Annotated in this window: 21 protein-coding genes and 2 other annotated features; all 21 genes read left to right on the top strand. The window is 46.4% G+C overall.

Annotated features, from left to right (window positions below; genetic code table 11):
* Positions 1–54: 54 nt before the first annotated feature.
* The 21 genes from gltX (at position 55) to tuf (ending at position 22,969) form a co-directional block, all read left to right on the top strand.
* Positions 55–1,518, top strand: coding sequence for a glutamate--tRNA ligase (gene gltX / locus KW93_RS09765; RefSeq protein WP_033542821.1), 1,464 nt, complete (start codon positions 55–57; stop codon positions 1,516–1,518).
* A gap of 42 nt (positions 1,519–1,560) precedes the next feature.
* Positions 1,561–1,776 (top strand) — a binding site (T-box leader).
* A 51-nt stretch (positions 1,777–1,827) separates the two neighbouring features.
* Entirely contained in the window at positions 1,828–2,490 is a 663-nt protein-coding gene (epsC, locus tag KW93_RS09760) for a serine O-acetyltransferase EpsC (protein WP_033542820.1), read from the top strand.
* Entirely contained in the window at positions 2,487–3,887 is a 1,401-nt protein-coding gene (cysS, locus tag KW93_RS09755; RefSeq protein ID WP_033542819.1) for a cysteine--tRNA ligase, read from the top strand. Before epsC ends, cysS begins: the two co-directional genes overlap by 4 nt.
* Positions 3,888–3,891: 4 nt before the next feature.
* Positions 3,892–4,311 carry a Mini-ribonuclease 3 gene (locus KW93_RS09750; protein ID WP_033542818.1) on the top strand — a complete coding sequence of 140 codons (420 nt, stop codon included), beginning with the start codon at positions 3,892–3,894 and terminating at the stop codon, positions 4,309–4,311.
* Positions 4,308–5,060 carry a 23S rRNA (guanosine(2251)-2'-O)-methyltransferase RlmB gene (gene rlmB, locus KW93_RS09745; protein WP_033542817.1) on the top strand — a complete coding sequence of 251 codons (753 nt, stop codon included), beginning with the start codon at positions 4,308–4,310 and terminating at the stop codon, positions 5,058–5,060. Before KW93_RS09750 ends, rlmB begins: the two co-directional genes overlap by 4 nt.
* Positions 5,061–5,065: 5 nt before the next feature.
* A complete protein-coding gene (locus KW93_RS09740; RefSeq protein WP_033542816.1) occupies positions 5,066–5,575 on the top strand; it encodes an NYN domain-containing protein in 510 nt (169 codons plus the stop codon).
* 4 nt (positions 5,576–5,579) lie between these two features.
* A complete protein-coding gene (gene sigH, locus KW93_RS09735) occupies positions 5,580–6,296 on the top strand; it encodes an RNA polymerase sporulation sigma factor SigH (RefSeq protein WP_442956621.1) in 717 nt (238 codons plus the stop codon).
* 70 nt (positions 6,297–6,366) lie between these two features.
* Positions 6,367–6,513, top strand: coding sequence for a 50S ribosomal protein L33 (rpmG, locus tag KW93_RS17130; protein WP_081986982.1), 147 nt, complete (start codon positions 6,367–6,369; stop codon positions 6,511–6,513).
* Between the two features lie 58 nt (positions 6,514–6,571).
* Positions 6,572–6,757, top strand: coding sequence for a preprotein translocase subunit SecE (secE, locus tag KW93_RS09730; RefSeq protein WP_033542814.1), 186 nt, complete (start codon positions 6,572–6,574; stop codon positions 6,755–6,757).
* A 107-nt stretch (positions 6,758–6,864) separates the two neighbouring features.
* Positions 6,865–7,398 (top strand): transcription termination/antitermination protein NusG, encoded by a 534-nt coding sequence (gene nusG, locus KW93_RS09725; protein ID WP_033542813.1) that lies wholly within the window; start codon positions 6,865–6,867, stop codon positions 7,396–7,398.
* Between the two features lie 164 nt (positions 7,399–7,562).
* Positions 7,563–7,988, top strand: a complete 426-nt coding sequence (gene rplK / locus KW93_RS09720) for a 50S ribosomal protein L11 (RefSeq protein ID WP_033542812.1) — start codon at positions 7,563–7,565, stop codon at positions 7,986–7,988.
* A 105-nt stretch (positions 7,989–8,093) separates the two neighbouring features.
* On the top strand, positions 8,094–8,792 hold the full coding sequence (gene rplA / locus KW93_RS09715) for a 50S ribosomal protein L1 (protein WP_033542811.1): 699 nt from the start codon (positions 8,094–8,096) through the stop codon (positions 8,790–8,792).
* A gap of 42 nt (positions 8,793–8,834) precedes the next feature.
* Positions 8,835–8,981 (top strand) — a sequence feature (ribosomal protein L10 leader region).
* 33 nt (positions 8,982–9,014) lie between these two features.
* Positions 9,015–9,515, top strand: a complete 501-nt coding sequence (gene rplJ / locus KW93_RS09710) for a 50S ribosomal protein L10 (protein ID WP_033542810.1) — start codon at positions 9,015–9,017, stop codon at positions 9,513–9,515.
* Between the two features lie 66 nt (positions 9,516–9,581).
* Positions 9,582–9,941: a 50S ribosomal protein L7/L12 gene (gene rplL / locus KW93_RS09705; protein ID WP_033542809.1), complete on the top strand. Its 360-nt coding sequence runs from the start codon at positions 9,582–9,584 to the stop codon at positions 9,939–9,941.
* Positions 9,942–10,056: 115 nt separating this feature from the next.
* Positions 10,057–10,659 (top strand): class I SAM-dependent methyltransferase, encoded by a 603-nt coding sequence (locus KW93_RS09700; protein ID WP_033542808.1) that lies wholly within the window; start codon positions 10,057–10,059, stop codon positions 10,657–10,659.
* Between the two features lie 218 nt (positions 10,660–10,877).
* Positions 10,878–14,432, top strand: a complete 3,555-nt coding sequence (gene rpoB / locus KW93_RS09695; RefSeq protein WP_033542807.1) for a DNA-directed RNA polymerase subunit beta — start codon at positions 10,878–10,880, stop codon at positions 14,430–14,432.
* A 132-nt stretch (positions 14,433–14,564) separates the two neighbouring features.
* The gene (rpoC, locus tag KW93_RS09690; RefSeq protein WP_442956622.1) at positions 14,565–18,143 is read left to right on the top strand and encodes a DNA-directed RNA polymerase subunit beta'; all 3,579 of its coding nucleotides are present in this window, start codon (positions 14,565–14,567) and stop codon (positions 18,141–18,143) included.
* 458 nt (positions 18,144–18,601) lie between these two features.
* A complete protein-coding gene (rpsL, locus tag KW93_RS09685) occupies positions 18,602–19,021 on the top strand; it encodes a 30S ribosomal protein S12 (protein WP_033542805.1) in 420 nt (139 codons plus the stop codon).
* Between the two features lie 44 nt (positions 19,022–19,065).
* Positions 19,066–19,536 carry a 30S ribosomal protein S7 gene (gene rpsG, locus KW93_RS09680; RefSeq protein WP_033542804.1) on the top strand — a complete coding sequence of 157 codons (471 nt, stop codon included), beginning with the start codon at positions 19,066–19,068 and terminating at the stop codon, positions 19,534–19,536.
* A 51-nt stretch (positions 19,537–19,587) separates the two neighbouring features.
* Complete coding sequence (gene fusA, locus KW93_RS09675) at positions 19,588–21,666, top strand: elongation factor G (RefSeq protein WP_033542803.1); 2,079 nt, start codon at positions 19,588–19,590, stop codon at positions 21,664–21,666.
* Between the two features lie 115 nt (positions 21,667–21,781).
* Complete coding sequence (gene tuf / locus KW93_RS09670; RefSeq protein ID WP_033542802.1) at positions 21,782–22,969, top strand: elongation factor Tu; 1,188 nt, start codon at positions 21,782–21,784, stop codon at positions 22,967–22,969.
* Positions 22,970–23,113 lie beyond the last annotated feature (144 nt).

The raw sequence follows: 23,113 nt of genomic DNA, 5'->3' as shown, positions 1-23,113 counted from the left end.
TTTCCCGGAAGTGATAGAATAGCAGAAGATAAACGTTTTCTAGGAGGAAATTTTATGACACAGGAAGTACGCGTACGCTATGCGCCGAGTCCGACCGGACATTTACATATCGGCGGAGCACGCACAGCGCTTTTCAATTATTTATATGCACGTCATCATGACGGCAAATTCATCGTCCGCATTGAAGATACGGACACGGCCCGCAATATCGAAACGGGAATTGAATCACAGCTTGATAATCTGAAATGGCTTGGCATCGATTACGACGAATCGGTGGATGTTGGAGGCGATTATGGTCCGTACCGCCAGATGGAGCGGTTGGATATCTATAAAGGCTATGCCGATGAAATGCTGGAAAAAGGCCTGGCGTTCAAATGTTTCTGTACGGCAGAAGAATTGGAAGCAGAGCGCGAGTCGCAAAAAGCTTCCGGCATTGCTGCGCCGCAGTACAGCGGAACTTGCCGCAATTTGACGGCTGACGAAGTGGCAGAGCGGGAAGCTGCTGGCAAAACGTATACACTGCGTGCGAAAGTGCCGACTGACGTTACGTATAAGTTTGACGATTTGGTGCGCGGACCGATTTCATTCGAATCAAAAGATGTCGGCGATTGGGTTATGGTGAAGACGAACGGCATCCCAACGTATAATTTCGCTGTTGTAATCGATGATCACCTGATGAAGATCACGCATGTGTTCCGCGGAGAAGAGCATCTGTCTAACACGCCGCGTCAGCAGATGATTTACGATGCATTCGGCTGGGAGCATCCGACTTACGGCCATATGACATTAATCATTAATGAAGACCGCAAGAAACTGTCGAAACGTGATGAGTCGATCATCCAGTTCATCTCTCAATATAAAGATCTTGGTTATATCCCTGAAGCGCTTTTCAATTTCTTCGCGCTGCTCGGCTGGTCGCCTGAAGGGGAAGAGGAAATTTTCTCGAAAGAGGAATTGATCCGAATTTTTGACGCCAACCGGCTGTCGAAATCGCCGTCGATGTTCGACAAGCAGAAGCTGACATGGATGAACAACCAGTACATCAAGCAAATGCCTCTCGAAGAAGTGGTGAAACTTGCTGTGCCTCATCTGCAGAAAGCGGGCAGACTGCCGGAAACAATGAATGCGGATCAGCAGGACTGGGCACACCGCCTGGTTGCTCTTTACCATGATCAATTAAGTTTCGGAGCAGAAATCACTGAGCTGTCAGAACAATTCTTCACGGATGATCTTCATTACGGGGAAGAAGAGCAGGCAGTGCTTGCAGGGGAACAGGTTCCTGAAGTGATGGCTTCATTCAAAGAGCAGCTGGAAGCGCTGGAAGCGTTCGAACCCGCTGAAATCAAAGCGGCGATCAAAGCGGTGCAAAAAGCGACCGGCCATAAAGGGAAAAACCTCTTTATGCCAATCCGTGTCGTAACGACCGGGCAGACGCATGGCCCGGAATTGCCGGACGCCATCGCGCTCTTGGGCAAAGACAAGACAATCGCACGGGTAGCCCAATACGCAAGTGCATAAGATTGACTTATAGGTACAAAAGTGTAAAATGAATTTACTATCAGAAAATCGTTGACGGGAAGAAGTACATGCAGCATGCTCTCCAGAGAAGATCCTCACCGGCTGAAAGGGATCCGGGCCGCTGCCGCATGGAAATGCCTCTCCGAGTGCTGAGTCGAATCGAGTAGACCAGACGTTTCACCTGCGTTAAAGGTGCCGAGAGAAAAAGGGTGAGCCCTTTTTAATCAGAGTGGAACCGCGCAGGCATGCGTCTCTGTCAATTTATTGACAGGGGCGCTTTTTATTTTGCATTAAAAGGAGTTGAGATAGATGTTTAAGAGAATAAAAGAAGATGTGGATGTCGTTTTCGAACAGGATCCGGCGGCAAGGAGTTATCTCGAAGTGATTCTCACTTATTCGGGGCTGCATGCGATTTGGGCTCACCGGCTGGCACATTTCTTCTTTAAGAATAAATTGTTTTTCATTGCACGCGTGATTTCACAGATCAGCCGTTTTTTCACAGGCATCGAAATCCACCCGGGCGCTGTGATCGGCCGCCGCTTTTTCATTGACCATGGAATGGGGGTAGTAATCGGGGAAACGTGTATGATCGGGGATAATGTAACGCTGTTCCAGGGAGTCACCCTGGGCGGAACGGGAAAAGAGACTGGAAAAAGGCACCCGACACTGGAAGACCATGTGCTGGTGGCAACTGGAGCCAAAGTGCTGGGATCTATTACGATTGGTGAGAGTTCTAAAGTTGGTGCAGGCTCTGTCGTATTGAAAAATGTGCCGCCGAATTCAACGGTTGTCGGGATTCCGGGGAAAGTGGTCGTCAGGGACGGCGTACGGATCAACAAGGACCTGAACCATCAGGATATGCCGGACCCGGTAGCAGATATGTGCTATTCAATGGAATTGAAGATCGCCGAACTTCGGCGCGAAGTGGAATTATTAAAACAAGCCAGGAAGAAAGAAGGAGATGCCGAATGACAATTCAGATTTTTAATTCACTGACACGCACGAAAGAGCCGTTTGTCCCGCTCGAAGAAGGAAAAGTGAAAATGTATGTCTGCGGACCGACTGTCTATAATTACATTCATATTGGCAACGCACGGCCGGTTATCGTTTATGATACAGTCCGCCGCTACCTCGAATACCGCGGCTATGATGTGAAATATGTGTCCAACTTTACGGATGTGGATGACAAACTGATCAAGGCTGCCAATGAATTGGGGCAGACTGTGCCGGAAATCGCTGAACGTTTCATCAAAGCATATTTCGATGACACGGAGGCGCTTGGCTGTGCAGCTGCTGATGTGCACCCGCGTGTCATGGATCATATCGAGCAGATCGTTGAATTTATTGAGGCGCTGATCGAAAAAGGTTTTGCCTATGAATCGCAGGGCGATGTCTATTACCGGACCCGCAAATTCGAAGGCTACGGAAAATTGTCGCATCAGTCGGTTGATGAGCTGAAAATCGGTGCGCGCATCGAAACCGGCGACAAAAAAGAAGACGAACTGGATTTTGTGCTGTGGAAAGCAGCCAAGCCAAATGAAATCTCATGGGTAAGTCCGTGGGGCGAAGGGCGCCCGGGCTGGCACATCGAGTGCTCGGTGATGGCGCGCGAACATCTGGGCGACACCATCGATATCCACGCCGGCGGACAGGATTTGACGTTCCCGCATCATGAAAACGAGATCGCGCAGTCGGAAGCCTTTACAGGTAAACCGTTTGCGCATTACTGGATGCACAACGGCTATATCAATATCGACAATGAAAAAATGTCGAAGTCGCTGAATAATTTCGTGTTGGTGAACGATATTCTGAAAGAGATGGATCCGCAAGTGCTGCGTTTCTTCATGCTGTCGGTGCATTACCGCCACCCGATCAATTATTCGCAGCAATTGGTGGAAGACGCCATTGCAGGGCTGGAGCGTCTGCGCACTTCGTATGCCAACCTGAAGCATCGCCTCGGTGTAACAGCAGGACTAGGCGATCATTCCGATATTTGGCTGTCGAAAATTGAAGCAATCAAAAAAGAATTTATTGAAACGATGGATGATGATTTCAACACGGCACACGGAATTTCGAAGCTGTTTGATCTGTCGCGTCTTGCGAACACGTATCTGTTGGAAAAGCAGACATCAGCAGAAGTGCTGGAAGCGTTCCTGGCTGTCTTTGATGAATTGGCGGATGTGCTCGGCTTGCCGTTCAAACAAGAGGAAGAATTGCTGGATGCGGAAATCGAGGCTTTATTGGAAGAGCGGATCAGTGCACGCAAGAACCGCGATTTTGCCCGCGCCGATGAGATCCGTGATTTGTTCAAAGAGAAAAATATCATTTTAGAAGACACTGCCCAGGGCACGCGTTGGAAGAGGGGGTAAGGTCTTGGAAGTGTTGCGCAACCAGGATGTGGATCAATTGAACGCACTGGCACTCGCCTATATGGGCGATGCGGTGTATGAGCAGGCAGTGCGTGAGCATTTGCTGCGCTCGGGCCGGGTCAAACCGAATACGCTGCACCGCATGTCGACGACTTTCGTTTCCGCAAAAGCGCAGGCAATCGTGCTGAAGCGGCTGACGGAAGAAGGCTTTTTATCCGAAGAGGAACTGGCTGTCATGCGGCGCGGCCGCAATGCCAAATCAGGCTCGGTGCCGAAAAACACCGATGTCCAGACGTATAATTTCAGTACCGCGTTCGAAGCGGTGCTGGGCTGGAATTATTTAAAAGGGCATACGGAGCGGGTCAGTGAAATCATTTCGTACAGCATCGATATAATAGAAGAAGTGAAAGGAGTGATCAAATGACTGAGGAATTGGAGCCTGAAATTATCGGAGGCAAAAACCCGGTGCTCGAAGCATTGCGGGCAAATCGCGATATCAATAAAATCTGGATTGCAGAAGGCGTTCAGAAAAAAGGGATTGCTGAACTGCTGCAATTGGCGAAAGAGAAAAAGGTCATTGTCCAGTTTGTGCCGAAGAAAAAAATCGACGGCCTGACGGATTCGAATCATCAGGGCATTGCAGCTGCAGTCGCCGCTTATAATTATGCGGAACTGGATGATTTATTCAAGGTGGCAGAGTCGCGTTCGGAAGATCCGTTCTTTCTGATCCTTGATGAACTGGAAGACCCGCATAACCTCGGCTCAATCATGCGGACCGCGGATGCAGTAGGCGCACACGGATTGATTATCCCGAGACGCCGCGCAGTCGGTTTGACGGCGGTCGTCGCAAAGTCTTCCACCGGAGCCATTGAACATATTCCGGTCGTTCGCGTCAATAACCTTTCGCAGACAGTGGATGAACTGAAAAAACGCAGCGTCTGGATTGCGGGAACCGATGCCAAAGAATCGGTGGATTACCGCCGGATGGATGCCAATTTGCCGCTCGCTGTCATAATCGGCAGCGAAGGCAAAGGCATGAGCCGGATCCTGCGCGAGAAATGTGATTTCCTTTACCAATTGCCGATGGTCGGCCATGTTACTTCCCTGAACGCTTCGGTGGCAGCGAGCCTGCTCATGTACGAAGTCTACCGGAAGCGCCATCCACTGGGTTAAGCGATATGGACATTCTGCTGGTTGATGGCTATAACATCATTGGAGACTGGGTGGAACTAAGGGAATTGAAAAAAGACAAACTGGCGGATGCCAGGGACCGGCTGATCGAGCGGATGGCGGAATATCGCGGTTATAAAGGCTGGCGGGTCATCATCGTTTTTGACGCTCATCTAGTGCCCGGGATAGAAGCCCGTGATTTGAAATCAGATGTCGAAGTGATATACACGAAAGAAAGTGAAACTGCCGATGAACGCATTGAAAAACTGGCAACCAGTTTAAACAACAGGCGTGACCAGATTTATGTCGCCACTTCAGATTTGACGGAACAATCGGTGATTTTTGCCAAAGGAGCACTTCGGATCTCCGCCCGTGAACTGGAAATTGAAGTGGAGGAAATCCAACAGAAAATTTCGAAAAAAGTGAAAGAAATCCAGGAGCAGCAAGCCTTCTCAAAAATCACGCTGCCGAAAGAAATTGCTGAAATATTTGAAAAATGGCGGCGTGGGCTGAAATGAACGGTTGACGCTCAATTTTTGGTTCCTGTATACTGATGATATCGAGGTTCGCGCGACCGGAGGGATAACCGTGGGAAATCAGGAACAAGTTCAAGCCCGGCGATTTATGGAAATGACAGATGAGGAACTTGTCAGTTTGGTCCACGACGGAAATACTGAAGCACTGGATTTTCTGATCAATAAATTTCGGCATTTCGTTCGAATGAAAGCCCGATCCTATTTTCTGATTGGAGCTGACAAAGAAGACATTATCCAGGAAGGCATGATTGGCCTGTATAAAGCCATCCGTGATTTCCGCAGCGATAAACTGTCTTCTTTCAGGGCGTTTGCCGAACTGTGCATCATCCGGCAGATTATCACCGCCATCAAAACTGCCACACGGCAAAAGCATATTCCGCTGAATTCCTATGTCTCTCTGGACAAGCCGATCTATGACGAGGAATCCGACCGGACGCTGATGGACGTTTTGACAGATAACGGAGTAGATGATCCGCAGCAATTAATGATCAATAATGAAGAGTTCATGTATATGGAAGAAAAAATGGGCGAAGTGCTCAGTGAACTTGAACGGGAGGTGCTGACCCTGTATCTGGACGGACAGACCTACCAGGAAATATCAGAAAAATTGGAGCGCCATGTCAAATCGATCGATAATGCATTGCAGCGTGTGAAAAGGAAACTGGAGCGGCATCTTCAAATAGATGAAACCCGCACCTCCTGATGCGCTGTTGACATGGAAGTTTTAAGGTGATAACCTTGAAAAAGCTGCAAACTCGAATAGGGTGAGGGAAATGGCTAAAAAAATCGTTTTAAGCTGCTCGAAATGTGCATCCCGCAATTACACGGTTCCTGCGAAAGCGGAATCCAGCACACGTTTGGAACTTAATAAATTCTGTGCTCATTGCAATGGGCATACCGTGCATAAACAAACGTTATGAATTTAAGTGAATGCCGAGCGATATAGAGTAATTTTTAAACTTCGGAGGTTTTTGAACAATGGGCAACATTGGGGATTTCTTTAAAAACGTCGTTTCGGAAATGAGAAAAGTAAGCTGGCCTAAACGCAAAGAACTGACGCGCTATACAATCGTTGTTCTTTCCACGTGTATCTTTATGGCGCTGTTCTTCGCATTGATCGATACAGGCATATCAGAATTATTCCGTTGGTTCTTAGCGCTGTAATCATAAGCGTGCAACAAGAATAATGAATAAAAAATAGCCCGTCATTCTACGAGAACGGGTTTTTTCATTTGGAAAAAAGGAGGGATGGACGTCTAGTCCGTGCGAATATGGAAAAGAATTGGTATGTAGTCCACACGTATTCCGGTTATGAAAATAAAGTTAAAGCGAATCTGGAAAAGCGTGTTGAAACGATGGGCATGCAGGATAAGATCTTCCGCGTCATCATTCCTGAAGAGCAGGAAACGGATTTTAAAGATGGCAAAAAACGCACTGTCATGCGTAAAACATTCCCCGGCTATGTGCTGGTCGAATTGATCATGACGGATGAATCGTGGTATGTGGTCCGCAATACACCGGGAGTGACCGGCTTTATCGGTTCTTCGGGAGGCGGAGCGAAACCGACGCCGCTGCTTGATGAGGAAGTCGACTTTATTCTGAAGCAGATGGGCATGACGGAACGCCGCGTCGACATCAACTTCAAGGTTACGGATATTGTCGAAGTAATGGAAGGGCCATTCGCGAACTTCCAGGGCAAAGTGGAAGAAATCGATGAAACAAAAGGCAAAGTAAAAGTTTCCATTGATATCTTCGGCCGTGAAACGAAAATGGAACTTGATTTCGAACAAGTCCAAAAAATATAAAAGCTGCTTGCTATTCTGATTCAGAAGTGGTATTATTTCATAGGTCAGACTGTCATAGGGCAATCTGTACAATTTAACTAATTCTTTCAACATAGTTGACAGACAGATATTGAGTGGGAGGGGAAACCCTATTACCACATCACGGACTTAAGGAGGTGTGTTTCGTGGCTAAAAAAGTTATTAAAGTTGTAAAGTTGCAGATTCCTGCAGCAAAAGCAAATCCAGCACCCCCGGTTGGTCCAGCATTGGGTCAAGCAGGTGTTAACATCATGGGATTCTGTAAAGAGTTCAACGCGCGTACAGCGGATCAAGCAGGACTGATCATTCCAGTTGAGATTTCGGTATTTGAAGACCGTTCATTTACATTCATTACGAAAACTCCACCCGCAGCTGTTCTACTTAAAGTAGCAGCCGGTATTGAATCAGGTTCAGGTGAACCGAACCGCAATAAAGTAGCGACTGTGAAACGCGACAAAGTTCGCGAAATCGCAGAAACTAAAATGCCAGATCTAAATGCTGCTTCAGTTGAAGCTGCAATGTTGATGGTTGAAGGTACTGCTCGCAGCATGGGCATTACAATCGAAGACTAATCTAGCAGTTGTTTTTGGACGGGTTGCGCAAGTTCGTAAAGGGCTGCGCAGCCTTTAATCGTGGGAGGTTTAAGACCGCTCGACCACAACAAGGAGGACGTTAAAATGGCTAAAACAGGCAAAAAGCTGCAAGAAGCAGCAAAATTGATCGACCGCACAAAATTATACGACGCGAATGAAGCGATTGAACTTGCGAAAAAAGCAAGCACAGTCAACTTTGATGCAACAGTGGAAGTGGCTTTCCGTCTTGGAATCGATACACGCAAAAACGATCAGCAAATCCGTGGGGCAGTAGTGCTTCCAAACGGAACTGGTAAAACGCAAAGCGTATTGGTATTCGCTAAAGGCGATAAAGTGAAAGAAGCTGAAGCAGCTGGAGCGGATTTCGTGGGCGATGCTGAATATATCCAAAAAATCCAACAGGGATGGTTTGACTTCGATGTAATCGTTGCTACACCGGACATGATGGGTGAAGTTGGTAAAATCGGTCGCGTATTGGGACCAAAAGGCTTGATGCCAAACCCGAAAACAGGCACTGTTACATTTGATGTAGCGAAAGCTGTTCAGGAAATCAAAGCTGGTAAAGTGGAATACCGTGCAGACAAAACAGGTATCATCCACGCGCCAATCGGAAAAGTCTCTTTTGATGACAGCAAACTTGCTGAAAACTTAGCGGCTATCCATGATGTAGTTCTTAAAGCTAAGCCATCGGCTGCAAAAGGAACTTACATCAAATCACTTAACGTAACAACTACGATGGGACCTGCTGTAAAAGTGGATCCACTGAAAGTTGTCGTTAAATAATTTATTGACATCGCAGAAATTCTCCGTTATAATAGCGGAGTTGTGAAATATACGTTTGTACCGCAGACAGCAGGGGCGCCAGTCGCTTAAATTATCCCTGCCGAGGACAATGAATTCAGTAAACATCTTTTTGATGCTGACTTTATGCCTCTGTGTCTGTAATGGACCAGGGGCTTTTCTTATGGAAACGGTATGAATGGAAAATCTATGGGAGGTGCCAAAATGACAAAAGCAGTTGAAACGAAAAAAGTTGTCGTGCAAACAATCGCTGATAAATTCGGCTCTGCAGCATCTGTAGTAGTTGTTGATTACCGCGGTTTGAACGTTGCACAATTGACAGAACTTCGTAAACAGCTTCGTGAAGCAGGCGTTGAGTTTAAAGTTTACAAAAACTCAATGACTCGCCGTGCTACTGAAATGCATGGTCTTGAAGCGATCAACGAACACTTTACAGGTCCTAATGCAATCGCATTTTCTAACGAAGATGTAGTTGCGCCAGCGAGAATCATCAACGATTTCGCGAAAAAGAACGAAGCGCTTGAAATTAAAGCGGGCGTTATCGAAGGCGCTGTATCTTCTGCGGAAGATATCAAAGCATTGGCAGAACTTCCATCACGCGAAGGTCTATTGTCCATGCTACTCAGCGTACTTCAAGCTCCAATCCGCAACTTTGCTGCCACTACGAAAGCAGTTGCAGATCACAAAGAAGAACAAGGCGCGTAATTCAATCCGCCTCATAGCCCCGGCTTAGCAACACAAAAAAATTACCTATCATAGGAGGAAATTATAATGACACAAGAACAAATCTTAGACGCAATCAAAGAAATGACAGTTCTTCAACTTAACGACCTAGTAAAAGCAATCGAAGAAGAATTCGGCGTAACTGCTGCTGCACCTGTGGCTGCTGCTGCTGGCGGCGCTGCTGTTGCTGAAGAGCAAACAGAATTCGACGTAGTACTTGCATCTGCTGGCGATCAGAAGATCAAAGTTATCAAAGCAGTACGCGAAATCACAGGCCTAGGCTTGAAAGAAGCTAAAGCACTAGTTGACGAAGCTCCTAAAGCTCTTAAAGAAGGCGTTACTAAAGAAGAAGCAGAAGAAATCAAAGGCAAACTTGAAGAAGTTGGCGCTGGAGTAGAAGTTAAGTAATTTCTATGCCCGATAGCAATACAGAAAAAGCTCGTCAGTATACACCGACGAGCTTTTTCTTCATTTTCATTTTAATTCCGTCACCGCTGGTTGATTAATGTAAGGAGGGCTTTTTATGTCACAGCATTATTATTCCAAAAATCCTCAGACCACAAGCAAACCCCAAGAATGGACTTACACATTGCGAGGCGAAAAAATCCATTTTCAGACGGATGCCGGTGTATTCAGCAAAAATGAAGTGGATTTCGGTTCGCGCCTATTGATCGAAGCGTTTGAAGAATCTTCCGTGGTAGGGCCGCTGCTCGATGTCGGCTGTGGCTACGGTCCGATCGGAATCGCCATTGCCCGATCCTTTCCCCAGAAAAAAGTTCATATGGTGGACGTCAATTTGCGCGCCATCGAACTTGCCAGGAAAAATGCAGCAAGAAATAATGCGGAAAACGTTGAAATCTACGAAAGTGATGGACTTTCTTCGGTAAAAGAGGAAGGGTTTTCTGCCATCCTGACCAATCCGCCGATACGGGCCGGAAAAGAGACGGTTTTCAGATTCTATGAGGAAGCCGGCATGAAACTTGCGGCAGGCGGATCACTGTGGGTCGTCATCCAGAAAAAACAGGGCGCTGCTTCAACGCAGGCTAAACTGGAAGAGCTTTTCGGCAATTGCCGGGTGGCTGATAAGAAGAAGGGATACTTCATTTTTGAGGCCAGAAAAATTTGACTTGACAAAATCCCTGTGATATTATAATGAAATGCAAAATTTATTATTTTGAGGTCGTTTGCCCTTTTTTGGGCAGAGCATGGCGACAGTACCAATCACGTGTTAACCGAAAATGAGCTGATTCAATTGGACTCGTTTTCTTTTTGTCTTTTCGATATCATACACTATTTTGTGGGAATCGCAAAGACCTATAATCGTTTTATTGAGGGGTGAATAAGTTGGTAGGTCAACTAGTTCAGTACGGTCAACATCGTCAACGCAGAAGTTTTTCGAGAATCAGTGAAGTGCTGGATCTTCCGAACCTGATTGAAATTCAATCATCATCTTATGAGTGGTTCCTAGAAGAAGGGCTGCGCGAAATGTTCCGCGATATTTCGCCGATTGAAGATTTCACAGGAAATCTTTCGCTCGAGTTTGTTGATTACAGTCTTGCAGAACCAAAGTATCCAGTGGACGAATCAAAAGAACGGGACGTCACTTACGCAGCTCCGCTGCGCGTGAAAGTGCGACTGCACAACAAAGAAACGGATGAAGTGAAAGAGCAGGATGTCTTCATGGGAGATTTCCCTCTGATGACAGAAACCGGCACTTTCGTGATCAATGGCGCTGAACGCGTTATCGTTTCACAGCTTGTTCGTTCACCTAGTGTTTATTTCCATGACAAGACAGACAAAAACGGTAAAAAAGGATTTGGCGCAACTGTCATTCCAAACCGCGGTGCTTGGCTTGAATATGAAACAGATGCAAAAGATGTTGTGTACGTCAGAATTGACCGCACACGAAAGCTTCCTGTCACTGTCCTTTTAAGAGCGCTTGGCTTTGGCTCTGACCAGGAAATCATCGATTTGCTGGGTGATAATGAATACTTGCGCAACACGCTTGAAAAAGATAATACAGAAAGCACTGAAAAAGCGCTTCTGGAAATTTATGAGCGTCTGCGTCCAGGTGAACCCCCAACAGTAGAAAGCGCCAAGAGTTTATTGTATTCGCGCTTCTTTGACCCAAAACGCTATGACCTGGCCAATGTTGGCCGTTATAAAATGAATAAAAAGCTTCACATCAAGAACCGCCTCTTCAATCAGACCATTGCTGAAACACTGGTCGATCCTGAAACAGGTGAAATTCTGGTGGAAGCCGGCACGCTTATCGATCGCCGCGTCCTTGACAGAATCATTCCGAATCTTGAAAGTGGTGTGGGCTTCCAGACTGTTTCTCAAGCGGGAGGCGTTCTGGAAGGCGACGTAACGCTGCAGTCTGTTAAAATCTTTGCTCCGAATGATGAAGAGCAAAAAGAAATCACTGTTATCAGCAACGCTTATATAGAAGACAAGATCAAACATGTAACGCCTGCAGATATTATTGCTTCCATCAGTTACTTCTTTAACCTTTTATACGGAGTTGGAAACACGGATGATATCGATCACCTTGGAAACCGCCGCCTGCGTTCAGTAGGGGAACTTCTGCAAAACCAGTTCCGCATCGGTTTATCCCGGATGGAGCGTGTTGTGCGTGAGCGCATGTCGATCAACGACACACAAGCGATCGTACCGCAGCAACTGATCAATATCCGTCCTGTTATCGCTTCGATCAAAGAGTTCTTCGGCAGTTCCCAGTTGTCACAGTTCATGGATCAGACGAACCCGCTTGCTGAATTGACGCATAAACGCCGTCTGTCTGCGCTTGGGCCCGGTGGTCTGACGCGTGAACGCGCAGGTTTCGAAGTCCGTGACGTCCATTACTCGCATTATGGGCGCATGTGTCCGATTGAAACGCCTGAGGGGCCGAACATCGGCTTGATCAACACACTTTCCACTTTTGCGAAAGTGAATAAATTTGGTTTTATTGAAACACCGTATCGCCGCGTTGATCCCGAAACTCACCTTGTGACTGGACAAATTGATTATCTGACAGCTGATGAAGAAGATAATTATGTAGTTGCACAGGCGAACTCTGTATTAAACCCGGATGGTTCATTCCTTGAAGACGAAGTAGTGGCCCGTTTCCGCGGTGAGAACACGCTTTATAAACGCAGCAGCGTGGATTATATGGATGTTTCGCCGAAACAGGTCGTTTCAGTCGCGACAGCCTGTATCCCGTTCCTAGAAAATGATGACTCCAACCGTGCCCTGATGGGTGCAAACATGCAGCGTCAGGCTGTTCCTTTGCTGAATCCGGAAGCTCCATTTGTAGGTACCGGCATGGAACACCTGGCAGCAAGAGATTCAGGTGCCGCGGTCATCGCTAAAAATGACGGAATCGTTGAATACGTGGAAGCGAAGGAAATTCGCGTCCGCCGCATCGAAGAAGTCGACGGCAATGAAGTCAAAGGTGACACGGACATTTACAGATTGCAGAAATTTATCCGTTCCAACCAGGGAACAAGCTATAACCAGCGTCCGATCGTCAAAGTCGGAGACCGCGTTTCAAAACGCGATATCCTGGCTGACGGTCCTTCAATGGAACGAGGAGAAATGGCGTTGGGCCGAAACGTCCTGGTAGCATTCATGACGTGGGACGGCTTTAACTATGAAGATGCGATCATCATGAGTGAGCGTCTGGTTAAAGACGATGTTTATACTTCTGTTCATATTGAAGAATATGAATCGGATTCCCGTGATACGAAACTTGGGCCTGAAGAAATTACGCGTGATATTCCAAATGTCGGAGAAGATGCGCTTCGCAACCTTGATGACCGCGGAATCATCCGTGTAGGGGCAGAAGTAAAAGACGGAGACATCCTCGTCGGTAAAGTAACGCCTAAAGGTGTAACGGAATTGACGGCGGAAGAGCGCCTGCTGCACGCTATTTTTGGTGAAAAAGCACGTGAAGTCCGCGATACATCACTTCGAGTGCCTCATGGCGCCGGCGGTATTGTATTGGATGTTAAAATCTTCAACCGTGAAGACGGCGACGAGCTGCCACCGGGTGTAAACCAGCTGGTCCGCGCTTATATCGTCCAGAAACGTAAAATTTCTGTCGGTGATAAGATGGCTGGCCGCCACGGTAACAAAGGGGTTATCTCCCGGATTCTTCCGGAAGAAGATATGCCGTTCATGCCGGATGGCACTCCTGTAGATATCATGTTAAACCCGCTTGGCGTTCCTTCCCGTATGAATATCGGACAGGTGCTGGAACTCCATTTGGGAATGGCTTCCCGTTCACTCGGAATTCATATGGCCTCAGCTGTATTTGATGGAGCCAATGAAGATGATGTGCTGGAAACAATGGAAGAAGCAGGGATGCCGCGTGACGGAAAAACCATCCTGTATGATGGCCGCTCCGGCGAAGCTTTCGATAACCGTGTGTCTGTGGGAATCATGTACATGATCAAACTGGCCCACATGGTCGACGATAAGCTGCATGCCCGTTCAACTGGGCCATACTCGCTTGTTACGCAGCAGCCGCTTGGTGGTAAAGCACAATTCGGTGGACAGCGTTTCGGAGAGATGGAAGTTTGGGCGCTTGAAGCATATGGTGCCGCTCACACATTGCAGGAAATCCTGACAGTCAAGTCGGATGATGTAGTTGGCCGTGTGAAAACTTATGAAGCAATTGTCAAAGGCGAAAGTGTACCGCAACCAAGCGTGCCGGAATCATTTAAAGTATTGATAAAAGAACTTCAAAGTTTGGGTATGGACGTGAAAATGCTGACAATCGACGATGAGGAAATTGAATTGCGCGATTTGGATGAAGAAGAAGATCTTCAGCCGGCTGATTCTTTAAATATCCTGCCGATTGCAGATCAGGAAAAAGCTATTGGAACAGTTGATTGATAATTAATTGGATAAGGGCAGCCACCAACTGCCCCATTTCCATTCACTTGGTCATAAACGAGGAAGAGCCACGTAGAAACTCGAGACAAAAGGGAGGTAGGCTCCTTGATAGATGTTAATAATTTTGAGTATATGAAAATCGGATTGGCGTCACCCGATAAAATTCGCTCATGGTCTTATGGAGAAGTCAAAAAGCCGGAAACAATTAACTACCGTACATTAAAACCTGAAAAAGACGGTTTGTTCTGTGAACGTATCTTCGGTCCTACAAAAGACTGGGAATGCCATTGCGGAAAATACAAACGCGTCCGTTATAAAGGTGTAGTCTGTGATCGCTGTGGCGTTGAAGTCACACGTTCAAAAGTCCGCCGCGAACGCATGGGCCATATCGAACTGGCTGCACCTGTGTCGCATATCTGGTATTTCAAAGGAATCCCGAGCCGTATGGGACTCATCCTTGATATGTCACCGCGCTCGTTGGAAGAAGTTATTTATTTCGCTTCATATGTTGTTATCGATCCGGCGGATACGCCGCTTGAAAAGAAACAGCTGCTGTCAGAAAAAGAGTATCGCGCTTATCGTGATAAGTTCGGTAAAAAATTCCAGGCGGCAATGGGAGCGGAAGCAATCAAACGCCTTCTTCAGGAAATCGATCTCGAGCGTGAAACCGATTCATTGAAAGAAGAATTGAAAACAGCTCAGGGACAGCGCCGTACACGTGCGATCAAACGCCTTGAAGTTGTGGAATCTTTCCGTAATTCAGGCAACAACCCGGATTGGATGATTCTGGATGTTCTTCCTGTAATCCCGCCGGAACTTCGTCCGATGGTTCAATTGGACGGCGGCCGTTTTGCGACATCTGATTTGAATGACCTTTACCGTCGCGTAATCAACCGGAATAACCGATTGAAACGCCTGTTGGATCTTGGCGCGCCAAGCATCATTGTGCAAAACGAAAAACGCATGCTGCAGGAAGCTGTAGATGCGCTGATCGATAACGGCCGCCGTGGCCGCCCTGTAACAGGGCCGGGTAACCGTCCGTTGAAATCTCTTTCTCATATGCTGAAAGGGAAACAAGGACGTTTCCGTCAAAACCTTCTGGGTAAACGTGTCGATTATTCAGGACGCTCCGTTATTGTTGTCGGACCGAACCTGAAAATGTATCAATGCGGTTTGCCGAAAGGGATGGCGATTGAGCTGTTCAAGCCTTTCGTTATGAAAGAGCTTGTTGAACGCGGCCTTGCCCATAACATCAAAAGTGCCAAACGCAAAATCGAACGTCTTCACCCTGAAGTGTGGGATGTACTGGAAGAAGTCATCAAGGAGCATCCGGTTCTTTTGAACCGTGCACCGACGCTTCACAGACTCGGTATCCAGGCTTTTGAACCGACATTGGTCGAAGGTAAGGCGATTCGCCTTCACCCGTTAGTATGTACAGCGTACAACGCCGACTTTGACGGTGACCAGATGGCTGTTCACGTACCGCTTTCATCTGAAGCACAGGCTGAAGCAAGATTATTGATGCTTGCCGCGCAGAACATTTTGAACCCGAAAGACGGAAAACCAGTCGTTACACCTTCACAGGATATGGTTTTGGGCAACTATTACCTTACGTTGGAGCGCAAAGGCGCAACTGGCGAAGGTGCTGTATTCTCAGGACCCGATGAAGTGCTGGTTGCATACCAGACGGGCCATGTGCATTTGCATACCCGTGTCGCAATCAAAGCCAGCTCTGTCAACAACCCGACATTCACGGCTGAACAGAATAAAATGTTATTGCTGACAACTGTCGGTAAAATCATTTTCAATGAAATTCTGCCGAAGTCATTCCCTTATATCAATGAACCGACCGATTATAACCTGCAAGTTGAAACCCCGGCGAAATATTTTGTTTCAACAACAACAGACATTTCGAAACATATTGCAGAAGCAGAATTGGTGACTCCATTCAAGAAAAAAATCCTTGGGGAAATCATTGCTGAAGTATTCAAGCGTTACCATATTACGGAAACATCAAGAATGCTTGACCGCATGAAGAGCCTTGGATTCAAGTATTCGACTCAGGCAGGTATTACGGTTGGTATTTCCGATATCGTCGTTCTTCCTGACAAAGGAGAAATCCTTGTAGAAGCACAGGAAAATGTTGATAAAGTCATGAAGCAATTCCGTCGCGGTCTTATTACTGAAGAGGAACGCTATGCACGTGTTATTTCCTTCTGGAGCAGCGCGAAAGATGTTATTCAGGAAAAATTGATGGCTTCCCTAGACAATATGAACCCGATTTTCATGATGAGTGACTCCGGAGCACGTGGTAACGCATCCAACTTTACACAATTAGCCGGTATGCGCGGACTTATGGCCAACCCGGCAGGACGCATCATCGAACTTCCGATCAAGTCTTCATTCCGTGAAGGTTTGACGGTACTTGAATACTTCATCTCGACTCACGGTGCGCGTAAAGGTCTTGCCGATACAGCACTGAAAACAGCCGATTCAGGTTATTTGACCCGTCGCCTCGTAGACGTTGCACAAGATGCAATCGTCCGTGAAAACGACTGTGGCACTGACCGCGGATTACTGGTTGGAGCATTGATGGAAGGTTCTGAAGTAATCGAAGAGCTGGAAGAGCGCATCGTAGGGCGTCACGCCAAGAAAACGATCCGCCATCCGGAAACAAAAGATATTATTGTCGCGAAAGACGAATTGATTACACAAGATTTGACCCGTCTCATTGTTGAAGCAGGGATCAAAGAAGTGACAATCCGCTCTGCGTTTACATGTAATACGAAACACGGCGTCTGCAAAAAATGTTACGGCACAAACCTGGCGACTGGTGACGAAGTTGAAGTGGGCGAGGCAGTTGGTATTATTGCCGCTCAGTCAATCGGGGAACCGGGAACTCAGCTTACGATGCGTACATTCCATACAGGCGGGGTAGCAGGAGACGATATTACACAAGGTCTTCCGCGTATCCAGGAAATTTTCGAATCAAGAAATCCGAAAGGCCAGGCAGTGATCTCAGAAATTACAGGTACGGTTACTGAAATTGATGAAATCCGCGAAGGCCAGAAAGAAATCACGATTCAAGGTGAAGTTGAAACCCGTAAATATTTGGCGCCATATAACGCCCGCCTGAAAGTTCAGGAGAATGATGCAATCGTTCGCGGCCAGGTATTGACGGATGGTTCGATCGATCCGAAACAATTATTGCAAGTTAAAGATGTTCAGGCTGTTCAAGTGTATCTATTGAAGGAAGTTCAAAAAGTTTACCGGATGCAGGGTGTTGAAATCGGCGACAAACACGTGGAAGTCATGGTTCGCCAGATGTTCCGTAAAGTGCGTGTCATTGAAGCCGGCGATACAGAATTGCTGCCAGGTTCACTGCTTGATATCCATCAGTTCACAGAAGCGAACGTTAAAGCGGTTCTTGAAGGCAACCTTCCGGCGACAAGCCGTCCGGTTATCCTCGGAATCACGAAAGCTTCTCTTGAAACAGAATCATTCCTGTCAGCTGCATCCTTCCAGGAGACTACGCGCGTCTTAACCGATGCCGCAATCAAAGGGAAGCGTGATGAGCTGCTTGGCTTGAAAGAGAACGTCATCATCGGTAAACTCGTTCCGGCTGGTACCGGAATGCAGCGTTACCGCCAGATAAAAATTGCACAAAGCGAAAAAAAAGCCGCTGAAGAGATTGTCGGCTCTGAATCGTAATTCAGACAAAACGGTTTCGGGGAGTGCCATTAACTCCCCGGAATTTTTATGAATCTAGTTGACATGAAATTCATAGGGTGATATTATGTTGAAGGTTGATGGTTAGCGGACTTTCATTTCTGCAGCATGCAAATGCCTGGATGAATGTGTAAGAACCGCGAATTATCTTCGGTACTAAGCAACAGTAATGGCGTATAAAGTGGCATTGTCCAAGAATATATAAGTGGAACGATTGATTGATTTGTCAGATCGTCCGGACATCTAGACAAAGTCAGGTCAACCGGATTCACTCAAGATTTAAGCTTGGCTGAGCAGTGGAAATCCAACCCCTGCAGCTGCTGAAGCAATTACTGGATACCAGTTTTTGTGTAGAAAACACAAAGACTTTGTTTTTTACCCAAAAATGAACCACCTGGATATGTGGTATTAGAACACCTTTTGAGAGGAGGAAAAAATCGATGCCTACAATTAACCAATTAGTTAACAAGCCTCGTAAACCGAAAAACACAAAATCAGACTCACCAGCTTTGGGCAAAGGGTATAACAGCTTCAAAAAGTCTCAGACTGATGTTAACTCACCACAAAAACGTGGAGTTTGTACACGTGTTGGTACGATGACACCGAAAAAACCTAACTCTGCATTGCGTAAATATGCGCGTGTACGGTTGACAAACCAACTTGAGGTCAACGCATACATCCCTGGCGAAGGCCACAACCTTCAAGAGCACAGTGTAGTTCTTCTTCGCGGCGGACGCGTAAAAGACTTACCGGGTGTACGTTACCACATCGTTCGTGGAGCACTTGATACTGCTGGCGTAAACGGCCGTATGCAAGGACGTTCTAAATACGGAACTAAACGCCCTAAAGAAAAAAAATAATCAATTAAGTTAACGAATAACTTTCGTTGAAAGGAGGAACATACATGCCTCGTAAAGGTCCTGTAGCAAAACGTGATGTGTTGCCAGATCCGATTTATAATTCCAAATTGGTGACACGCTTAATTAATAAAATGATGGTTGACGGAAAAAGAGGTACTTCACAAAAGATCCTATACGGAGCGTTCGAACTAGTTAAAGAACGCAGCGGTAAAGATCCACTTGAAGTATACGAGCAGGCATTGACTAACGTTATGCCAGTTCTTGAAGTTCGCGCACGCCGTGTTGGTGGAGCTAACTATCAGGTACCGGTTGAAGTTCGTCCTGAACGCCGTACAACTCTAGGTCTTCGCTACCTTGTAAACTATTCACGTCTTCGTGGAGAGAAAACAATGGAAGAGCGTTTGGCTAATGAAATCATGGATGCTGCCAATAACACTGGTGCGTCAGTTAAGAAACGCGAAGATATCCACAAAATGGCAGAAGCGAACAAAGCATTCGCCCATTACCGCTGGTAATTTCTTACAAGATTTTAAAATCTTAATCCGAGACGGAAGGAGAAGAACATCATGGCAAGAGAGTTCTCCTTAGACAAAACACGTAATATCGGAATCATGGCACACATCGATGCCGGTAAAACGACTACTACGGAGCGTATTCTATATTACACAGGCCGAATCCATAAAATCGGCGAAACGCATGAAGGTGCTTCTCAAATGGACTGGATGGAGCAAGAGCAAGAGCGTGGAATCACAATCACTTCTGCTGCAACAACAGCTTCATGGAAAGAACACCGCGTCAACATCATCGATACTCCAGGACACGTAGACTTCACAGTTGAAGTTGAACGTTCACTGCGCGTACTTGATGGTGCAGTTACAGTTCTTGATGCTCAATCAGGTGTTGAGCCGCAAACTGAAACTGTATGGCGTCAAGCAACAACTTACGGAGTACCACGTATCGTGTTCATCAACAAGATGGACAAAATCGGTGCTGACTTCCTTTACTCGGTAGGAACGCTGCATGACCGCCTACAAGCGAATGCACATCCTATCCAATTGCCAATCGGTGCAGAAGACGAATTCTCAGCAATTATTGACCTTGTTGAAATGAATGCGCGTTTCTATGCAAACGATTTGGGAACTGAAATAACAGAAGGTGAAATTCCTGAAGAGTACCGCGAGCTCGCTGAAGAATGGCACACTAAATTAGTGGAAGCTGTTGCTGAGCTTGACGAAGATTTGATGGAAAAATACCTTGGCGGCGAAGAAATCACTAAAGAAGAACTTAAAGCTGGTATCCGTAAAGGAACGCTAGATGTTGAGTTTTACCCAGTGGTTTGCGGAACTGCATTCAAAAACAAAGGGGTTCAATTAATGCTTGATGCAGTAATTGATTACCTGCCATCACCACTGGATGTACCTCCAATGACAGGTGTTCTTCCGGATTCTGATGAAGAAGTATTGCGTAAACCTGATGAAAGCGAGCCGTTCTCGGCATTGGCGTTTAAAGTAATGACAGATCCATACGTTGGGAAATTGACTTTCTTCCGTGTGTATTCTGGAATGCTTAAATCGGGATCTTATGTTCAAAACTCTTCTAAAGGAAAACGTGAACGTGTAGGACGTATCCTGCAAATGCACGCGAACTCCCGTGAAGAAATCGCTGAAGTTTACTGTGGAGATATTGCTGCTGCAATCGGCCTTAAAGATACATCGACGGGTGATACTTTAAGTGACGAGAAGCACCAGGTAATCCTTGAGCGCATGGTATTCCCAGAACCGGTTATCTCCCTTTCTGTGGAACCGAAATCAAAAGCGGACCAAGACAAAATGGGTCAAGCCCTTTCGAAACTGCAAGAAGAAGATCCTACTTTCCGCGCGCACACTGACCAGGAAACTGGCCAAACGATCATCGCGGGTATGGGTGAGCTTCACCTTGATATCCTGGTTGACCGTATGAGACGCGAATTCAATGTTGAAGCAAACGTGGGTGCACCTCAGGTATCTTACCGTGAGACATTCCGTCAGTCTGCTCAAGTTGAAGGGAAATTCGTACGCCAATCTGGTGGTCGTGGACAATTCGGACACGTTTGGATTGAATTCTCTCCAAACGAAGAAGGAGCAGGTTTCGAGTTTGAAAACGCGATCGTTGGTGGTGTTGTTCCGCGTGAATACATCCCAGCAGTTGAAGCGGGTCTTCGCGACTCTCTTGATAACGGTGTTATCGCCGGCTATCCATTGATCGACATCAAAGCTAAATTGTTCGACGGATCTTACCATGATGTTGACTCCAACGAAATGGCATTTAAAGTTGCTGCATCTATGGCTCTTAAAAACGCCATCTCTAAAGTTAACCCGGTAATCCTTGAGCCTATCATGCGCGTTGAAGTTGTTATCCCTGAGGAATACCTTGGAGATATCATGGGTGACATCACGTCACGCCGTGGACGCGTAGAAGGTATGGACGCCCGCGGAAACGCACAGGTTGTCCGTGCAATGGTTCCACTTGCTGAAATGTTCGGTTATGCAACTTCATTGCGTTCAAACACGCAAGGCCGCGGTGTATTCTCAATGCACTTCGATCACTATGAAGAAGTTCCGAAATCAATTTCTGAAGAAATCATCAAAAAAAATAAAGGCCAATAATTGAATTTTGACCTTTAATGAAGTATAAATGATTTGTATGCCAGGAATAATAGGGCCCTGTTATTCCGGCACAGCAAATTAATAATCAACTTAAATTATGAGGAGGATTTTTCTAATGGGTAAAGCTAAATTTGACCGCTCTAAAACACACGCAAACATCGGTACAATTGGTCACGTTGACCATGGTAAAACAACTTTGACTGCAGCAATCGCTACAGTACTTTCAAAACGTTCTGGCGGTACTGCAATGAGCTATGCTCAAATCGACAACGCTCCAGAAGAAAAAGAGCGCGGTATCACAATCAACACTTCTCACGTTGAGTATGAAACTGAGTCTCGTCACTATGCACACGTTGACTGCCCAGGACACGCTGACTATGTTAAAAACATGATCACTGGCGCTGCTCAAATGGACGGCGGGATCCTAGTAGTATCTGCTGCTGACGGCCCAATGCCACAAACTCGTGAGCACATCCTTCTTTCACGTCAAGTAGGTGTACCTTACCTTGTAGTATTCATGAACAAATGTGATATGGTAGACGACGAAGAGCTTCTTGAACTAGTTGAAATGGAAGTTCGCGACCTACTATCTGAATATGACTTCCCTGGCGATGACATCCCAGTTATCAAAGGTTCTGCTCTTAAAGCTCTTGAAGGTGAAGCAGAATGGGAAGATAAAATTGTTGAATTGATGGATGCTGTAGACAGCTACATCCCAACTCCACCGCGTGACACTGAAAAACCATTCATGATGCCTGTTGAGGACGTATTCTCAATCACTGGCCGTGGTACGGTTGCAACTGGACGCGTTGAGCGTGGACAAATCAAAGTCGGTGACACTGTAGATATCATTGGTCTTACTGAAGAGCCAAAACCTACAACTGTAACTGGTGTAGAAATGTTCCGTAAATTGCTTGACTATGCTGAAGCTGGCGATAACATTGGTGCACTTCTTCGCGGGATTTCACGCGACGACGTACAACGTGGACAAGTATTGGCTAAACCAGGCACAATCACTCCACACACGACTTTCAAAGCTGAAGTTTATGTTCTTTCAAAAGAAGAGGGTGGACGTCACACTCCATTCTTCACAAACTACCGTCCGCAGTTCTACTTCCGTACAACTGACGTAACTGGTGTTTGCAACCTTCCTGAAGGTGTAGAAATGGTTATGCCTGGCGACAACATCGAAATGAATGTTGAGCTGATCTCTCCAATCGCACTTGAAGAAGGAACTAAGTTCTCTATCCGTGAGGGTGGACGTACTGTAGGCGCTGGAGTAGTAGCTACTATCCAGAAGTAATTTCCTTTCCAAAATCCCCTGTCTCTTAAATGAGGCGGGGGATTTTTTTGTGTGAACGTAGAGAGCTATTAAAAATACGAATAAAAAATGGAACACCGCTTGTTTGACAAGGCGTTTCCGATTTGTTATTTTAATTATTGTGCT

It is taken from the genome of Planococcus sp. CAU13 (assembly GCF_000775575.1).
GTDB lineage: Bacteria > Bacillota > Bacilli > Bacillales_A > Planococcaceae > Planococcus.
Note: the sequence above shows the minus strand (reverse complement) of the source record. Positions and strands in the feature narration are given on the sequence as shown.